This window comes from Streptomyces rhizosphaerihabitans (genome assembly GCF_025399795.1).
Taxonomy (GTDB): Bacteria; Actinomycetota; Actinomycetes; order Streptomycetales; family Streptomycetaceae; genus Streptomyces; species Streptomyces rhizosphaerihabitans.
Genome location: NZ_JAODTZ010000117.1, coordinates 1 through 5709, shown reverse-complemented (window position 1 = coordinate 5709; position 5709 = coordinate 1). Strand labels below are relative to the sequence as shown.

9 protein-coding genes are annotated in these 5709 nt (G+C 66.6%); 5 read left to right on the top strand and 4 right to left on the bottom strand.

The genetic code is table 11. From position 1 onward, the window contains the following. Positions 1 to 138: 138 nt before the first annotated feature. Both N4G66_RS44665 and N4G66_RS44660 read right to left on the bottom strand, forming a co-directional pair. Positions 139 to 492, bottom strand: a complete 354-nt coding sequence (locus N4G66_RS44665; protein WP_261710067.1) for a PRC-barrel domain-containing protein — start codon at positions 490 to 492, stop codon at positions 139 to 141. Positions 493 to 825: 333 nt separating this feature from the next. Continuing rightward, positions 826 to 996 (bottom strand): hydrophobic protein, encoded by a 171-nt coding sequence (locus N4G66_RS44660; protein ID WP_261710066.1) that lies wholly within the window; start codon positions 994 to 996, stop codon positions 826 to 828. Positions 997 to 1179: 183 nt separating this feature from the next. Here N4G66_RS44660 and N4G66_RS44655 point away from each other — a divergent pair, with 183 nt between their 5' ends. Continuing rightward, positions 1180 to 1356, top strand: a complete 177-nt coding sequence (locus N4G66_RS44655; protein ID WP_261710065.1) for a CsbD family protein — start codon at positions 1180 to 1182, stop codon at positions 1354 to 1356. A 242-nt stretch (positions 1357 to 1598) separates the two neighbouring features. On the opposite strand, the gene N4G66_RS44650 is transcribed toward N4G66_RS44655, so the two are convergent. Both N4G66_RS44650 and N4G66_RS44645 read right to left on the bottom strand, forming a co-directional pair. After that, positions 1599 to 2039, bottom strand: coding sequence for a DUF2267 domain-containing protein (locus N4G66_RS44650; RefSeq protein WP_261710064.1), 441 nt, complete (start codon positions 2037 to 2039; stop codon positions 1599 to 1601). Between the two features lie 180 nt (positions 2040 to 2219). Then, positions 2220 to 2651: an Hsp20/alpha crystallin family protein gene (locus N4G66_RS44645; RefSeq protein WP_261710063.1), complete on the bottom strand. Its 432-nt coding sequence runs from the start codon at positions 2649 to 2651 to the stop codon at positions 2220 to 2222. A 131-nt stretch (positions 2652 to 2782) separates the two neighbouring features. Between N4G66_RS44645 and N4G66_RS44640 the strand changes: the two genes are divergently transcribed. The 4 genes from N4G66_RS44640 to N4G66_RS44625 all read left to right on the top strand — a co-directional run bounded on the left by N4G66_RS44640 (position 2783) and on the right by N4G66_RS44625 (position 5622). After that, positions 2783 to 3427, top strand: a complete 645-nt coding sequence (locus tag N4G66_RS44640) for a type III effector protein (RefSeq protein WP_261710062.1) — start codon at positions 2783 to 2785, stop codon at positions 3425 to 3427. 204 nt (positions 3428 to 3631) lie between these two features. Further along, positions 3632 to 3808 carry a CsbD family protein gene (locus N4G66_RS44635; RefSeq protein ID WP_261710061.1) on the top strand — a complete coding sequence of 59 codons (177 nt, stop codon included), beginning with the start codon at positions 3632 to 3634 and terminating at the stop codon, positions 3806 to 3808. A 423-nt stretch (positions 3809 to 4231) separates the two neighbouring features. Continuing rightward, positions 4232 to 4498, top strand: a complete 267-nt coding sequence (locus N4G66_RS44630; RefSeq protein ID WP_261710060.1) for a hypothetical protein — start codon at positions 4232 to 4234, stop codon at positions 4496 to 4498. A gap of 338 nt (positions 4499 to 4836) precedes the next feature. Next, entirely contained in the window at positions 4837 to 5622 is a 786-nt protein-coding gene (locus N4G66_RS44625; RefSeq protein WP_261710068.1) for a histone protein, read from the top strand. Positions 5623 to 5709 lie beyond the last annotated feature (87 nt).

Here is a 5709-nt window from a genome sequence, read left to right as displayed (position 1 = left end):
TGCTTCCCAGCCGGCGGATCCAGTGGTCCCTGCCTGAGGGGTCTGGCGCCTTGGGGCTTCCCCGCTCCCGCGCGTACACGAAAGGGCCGGCCGAAGAAACTCCCGGCCGGCCCCCTGGCTTGCGCCGGGGTGTTGATGTCAGATGCTGCGCCGGTTCTGGTAGTAGCTGCCGACCTGCTCGTGGTAGCCGGCGTCACCGGTGTGCTTGTCCTTGTCGAACTCGGGGGAGTCCTTGATCTGGTCCTTGGTGAGCGCGACGTAGATCTTCCGTTCGGCCTGATCGACCGACTGCACGGTGCCGGCCGGGAGGAGAACGTGCTTGCCGAAGATCCATACGCCGGTGTCGACGACGAGGTAGGAGGAGTCGACGTCGTCCGAGTGCTTGTCGACCTTCCCGATACTGCCGTCGGTGGCCTCGACCTTGTATCCGGTCAGGTCGGTGCCCGCGGTGTAGCCGGTGGTCGGCTGGTAGCCCCAGATGTTGTCACTCATAAATTCCCTCCTCAAAGAATCAATCGAATGCCGCCCACAGTCGAGCTGCGGACTCGTTGAGACTGAGCGTCATCGTTGCTGACGCTCCCGGGAGTTCGGGTTCCCAGGCTTCTTGCGCCTATACATACGCGCTGCGGAAAGAGTGAACAGCCGAAGACGTCGTGCTGGAGGGCCATGGTTCCTGGCGTCACACCAGCATCCGGCCATGGCTTCCAGCTACCTCGAACCGGAAGAATCACTACTTTCGTCCTGCGGTCGCCGGGACGGGACATGGGTGGGGCCCGACGCCGTAGCGTCGGGCCCCACCCCATGACGATGTGCTGTTCAGGCCGTCTACCAGCGGTACCAGCGGCCACGCCGGCCGCCGCTTGCTGTAGGACGGATCACGAAGCCGAGGACCCACACGATCAGCACGATCACGGCGATCCACCACAGTGCCTTCAGTGCGAAACCGGCACCGAAGAGGATCAGGGCGAGCAGAAGAACAAGAAGAACAGGAACCATAGTTATCAACCTCCGGACCGTCGTGTGCCCTGCAGATCGATCTCCATTCCTGCGGATCTTATGTATTTCTTAGACGGTCCACGGCTGCGAATGCGTGGCAGTCCTCGGGTTGGTTTGAGGATGCAGACCCGGGGTGACACGGAGGGCGTAATTGAGTTCCGAATGAGGCAGGGGTGAGTGGTTGTGGCTGCGGACGAGAAGGCTCAGGCCAAGGGCGAGCAGGCCGAAGGCAAGGTCAAGAAGGTCGTCGGCGGTGCGGTGGGCAACGAGTCCCTGAAGGCCGAGGGGCGCGCCGAGGAGTCCAAGGGCGACCTGCGCGCGGCCAAGGAGAAGGCCAAGGACGCCATCCGGCCCAAGTAGGCGCTGAGCACTTCTGATCCCGGCAGCCCGTCGGCTGCCGGGATTTGTGCTGCCGGTGCCGGCTCCGCTTTCGCGACGGATGAACAGAGGGGCTACGTCATCAGCCCGCGACGGCACTGCGACCAAGAGGGCGCATGTCATGGGTTCGACGTGCTCCTGCTGCGGCCGAACGGTGGCAATTGCGGTCACGACGCAGCGACCGCGGACATGTGCGCTGCGTTCTGGGTGCCGGCACCGGACGGTCAGGCGGCCCGGATGAGCTGGGCCCGTCCGAACAGCAGGGCGTAGCCGTCGGGGAGCTGTCCGATGATCCGGGCGGTCAGGTCGTCACCGGCGATGCGACCCACGGCGCCGAGGACCGATCCGGTGTCCCAACGGGTCGTCGCCGGGGTGCCGCCGGTTCGCTCAGCGAGGTCCTTCACGAAGCCCCAGCCGGTCAGCGGGCTGCTCGTAGGGGGCTGCGAGGAGAAGTGGCAGGCTGCTTCCTGAGGGAGGCGAGCGGCGAGTTCCATCCGCTCGGTGCCTGTCAACTGGCGGCCGAGGGCTTCGAGTACTCGGCGTACGACGCCTTCTGCGTGGCGGCGGGTGGGGTAGGCGCCGTCGTAGCGCACCTTTTCCAGCAGCTGGTCAAAGGTGACGGTTGCTGTTGGGGGAGGGGGCGCGGGGGGAGAGAGAAGAGTCATGAGGCTTCGGCTTTCCTTGCGTGACCGTCTTCCTGCGGGAGAGCGGCTGTTCCGTGTGAACCGTGTCCTTCGCGGAAGTCGGTTGTCCGGCGTGGGGTGAGGGGGCCGGTGCCGCCGGGGCCCAGGCGGGATTGCGGGCGAACCGTCCTGGGCCCGGCCGGCGGACGTGCGACCGGCGGATCAGCTGTCGAGTACCTTGCGTTCGCCGGTGCCGCGCACGCTGATCTTGCGGGGCTTGGCCCGCTCCGCGATCGGGATGCGGAGGGTCAGGACGCCGGCCTCGTAGTCCGCGGAGATGCGCTCGGTGTCGAGGGTGTCGGCCAGGACGAGCTGGCGGGAGAAGACACCCAGAGGCCGCTCGGCCAGTTCCGTCTGGGCGCTCTCCGAGCGCGGCAGCGGGCGGCGCTCCGCCTTCACGGTGAGCATGTTCCGCTCGACGTCGATGTCGAGGGCGTCGGGGTCGATGCCCGGCAGGTCGAAGGCGATGACGTACTGGTCGCCGTCTCGGTAGGCGTCCATCGGCATCGCGGACGGGCGGGACCACGTTCCCGGACCCATCAGATGCTGGGCCAGCCGGTCGAGTTCCCGGAACGGGTCAGTGCGCATCAACACGGGATACACCTCCAGATGAGTTCAGGCAGTTGCTGCCAATGCGCTTCACCTGACACCGTTGTAACATGTCATCCAAACGACGACAAGTGAAACGTCATCCAGGGGATGACGATGCTGAAGAGGAGGGGAGAGTGAGCGGCAAACTTCCGGCGTCGGCCTCGTTCGCGGCGACGGCCACGGTGCTCGAGGCCCTCGCACAGGCCCTGCAGACCGCACAGTCCGCAAGGACCGCCGCATCCGACGATCCCCAAGGTGCCCTCGCGGCGCTGCTCCTCCTGCGGCAGGTTCGTGAACAGCTGGCCGGCTGGGAGCCGGGACTGATCGAAGCGGCGCGGCAGGCGGGCGCGAGCTGGGCCGATCTGGCCCATCCGCTCGGCGTCTCCAGCCGCCAGGCCGCCGAACGTCGCTACCTGCGCGTGCGTCCCGGTGAAGCGGGCGCCACCAAGGAGCAGCGGGTGCAGGCCACCCGCGGCCGGCGCGCCGCAGACCGTTCCGTAGCTGCCTGGGCCCACGACCACGCCGCCGCACTCCGCCAGCTCGCCGGGACCATCACCGCCCTGACAGATCTCCCCGACACGGCGACGAGCGCCATCACCGCTCTCCATGCCGCCCTCGGCGACAGCGACCCGGCCCAACTCCTTGGCCCCCTCTCCGATGCAGGCCCACACCTGCGCGCCGATCACCCGGCTCTGGCCGACCGCGTCACCGAGATCGGTCGCCACACACACGAAACGCGCGAGAACGAACAGCGACAACGCTCGTCCCTCGAGTCGTGACCGCGTTGGGTGGCCCTCTGGACGTCTCGCAGCGGTGGATCCGGCGCCGCGGTCGGCAGGCACAAGCTGGTCCCGGACCCTCCGCCACAAGGGGGCGGGGGCGGATCCGCGCAGTCGGCTGTGAGTGCAACGCTTGCCGAGCGATATGCGTATTTCCGTTCTAGTTTGTCACTGTCACTGATTTTCCTATGCAAGGAGCAGGGCATGGCTGGCAAGGGCGGCATGGACAAGGCCAAGGGCAAAATGAAGGAAACGGTCGGTAAGGCCACCGGCAACGACCGGATGAAAGCCGAGGGGAAGATGGACCAGGCGGAGGGCGAGGCGAAGGAAGCCCTGGACGACGCCAAGGACTCCATGCGCGGCAAGCACGGCAAGCGCTGAAGCACGGTCCGGCTCCGGGCGCTGCGTGCTGACACTGTCGGCCTGCAGAGTCCCCACCCGGCCTGAGAAGTCGGAGGCCTTGGCGTGAAGACCTACGCGTATGAGGCGGGCAGCCCTTCGGGGCTGGAGCTCGCCGAGTCGGGTGGACCGCCGACACCCGACCGGACGGAAGGCCCGATTGGTGCGCCTTCCGGCAGCCCGCTCCCGGCCTGGGGCGTCCGGACCGCTCGCTGATCATGGGTGCACCGGGTGGGCTTGGGCGAGGTGGGTCGAACTGCCGGTCATCGAGTTCTGGGAGCGTCGCGACGAGCTCGCAGTGTGCCGGCCCGTGAACTACGCACAAGTGAACATTTGGGGCTAATGGTGTGAATAGGGCTAGGTGGTCCGGGTAGTCCGTCAAAGGACTAGTGAACGGAGCGCATCGTGATCATCAAGAAGATGCATGACATGGGTATCCGCAGCGAACATGCGTACCTGGCCGCCATGGCATCCATAGGCCTCACCGTCGTCGCCTGGGCAGGCTCCTTGAAGATAGAGCCCGGCATCGACATCGCCCGGGCCGACCGCTGGGGAATCTACATCGGCGAATGGGCCCCCACCTTCTTCGGTCTTGGCCTGGCACTCTCCCAGTACGAGCAGCAAGAGGACGCCATCGCCGGCGAGTTGTCGGCGCATCAGAGCGCCGGCTGACTGGCGGGGGCCCAACTGCGCCCCGGGCAAACGGCGTTCCGTCGAACATCATGCAGGGGTGCGGCATGCGTATTGCCTGCGAGCGGACCTCTTTGTGCTGATCGGGGTCGAGTCCGTCTCGAAACGGCCACTGCCCAGTGCGGCGATATGTCCCGAACGGACGGACGCGGCTGCACGACCCGGGAGTGCTGTAGGCCCATCTGGCTCTGCTGAACCCGGACTTGAAAGACGGAGAGATCGGCCTGGAGGAGTTCGAACGAGAAGGGGAGCGGCTGCTCGATCGGCTGTATGTCGCACGGGCCTGTTTCGCGCCCCGAGTGATCGAAGGTGACACAGTCATGGATGACAAGGAAAAGGCGGTTCTCGCGGCTGCGGTAGTGGGTGGCTATGTGCTGGGCCGCACCAAGAAGGGCCGGATGGCCCTGTCCATTGCGACCTATCTGGCTGGCCGGCGATTCGGTCTCGAACCTCGCCAGCTCGCCGCCGAGGGAATGCGCAGGCTGGGGGAGATTCCGCAAGTCGCCGAGTTGCAGGAGCAGTTGCGCGGGGAAGTGCTGGAGGCGGGCCGCAAGGCCATGAGCGCCGCCGCCGACCGGGGCATGAGCACGCTGGCCGACACCCTCAGCGACCGCACGTCCCGACTCCTGGAGAAGGCGGATCAGGAGGAGGACGAGGAGGATCACGCGCCGGAGGACGAGGGCGAGGACGCGGAGTACGAGGAGGAAGAAGAGCCGGAGGAAGAAGAGCCGGAGGAAGAAGAGCCTGAGGCCGAGTACGAGGAAGACCAGGCCGAGGATCAGCCCGAGGAAGAGGAAGAGCCGGAAGGCGAGTACCAGGAAGAGGAACCGGAAGACGAACCAGAAGCGAAGCCGCGGAGGCGTCGCCGTTCGCGATCGGATCGGTCCCGCGGGACGCCGGCGGCACGCGAGAAGGCTGCTCCCGCCGGCAGGGAGAAGCCTCGGGCGGCCAAGAAGACTGCACCGGCGAAGAAGGCGGCGCCCGGCAAGAAGACCGCCGCGAAGAAGACCGCCGCGAAGAAGACTGCTCCGGCCAAGAAGTCCGCCGCGAAGAAGTCGTCGTCTTCCGAGCGAGCAGCGTCCAAGCGCGCCGATCGTCGGAGGTAGGCGGCGATGACCAAGACGGAAAAGGGCGAACCGGCGGAGGAGACGTCGGGCGTGGACCGCCTTCGCGAAGAGCTGTCCAAGTTCGTA

Coding starts and splice junctions, on each gene's coding strand:
- N4G66_RS44665 (WP_261710067.1), bottom strand. CDS start 492: ATGAGTGACAACATCTGGGGCTACCAGCCGACCACCGGCTACACCGCG.
- N4G66_RS44625 (WP_261710068.1), top strand. CDS start 4,837: ATGGATGACAAGGAAAAGGCGGTTCTCGCGGCTGCGGTAGTGGGTGGC.
- N4G66_RS44635 (WP_261710061.1), top strand. CDS start 3,632: ATGGCTGGCAAGGGCGGCATGGACAAGGCCAAGGGCAAAATGAAGGAA.
- N4G66_RS44650 (WP_261710064.1), bottom strand. CDS start 2,039: ATGACTCTTCTCTCTCCCCCCGCGCCCCCTCCCCCAACAGCAACCGTC.
- N4G66_RS44660 (WP_261710066.1), bottom strand. CDS start 996: ATGGTTCCTGTTCTTCTTGTTCTTCTGCTCGCCCTGATCCTCTTCGGT.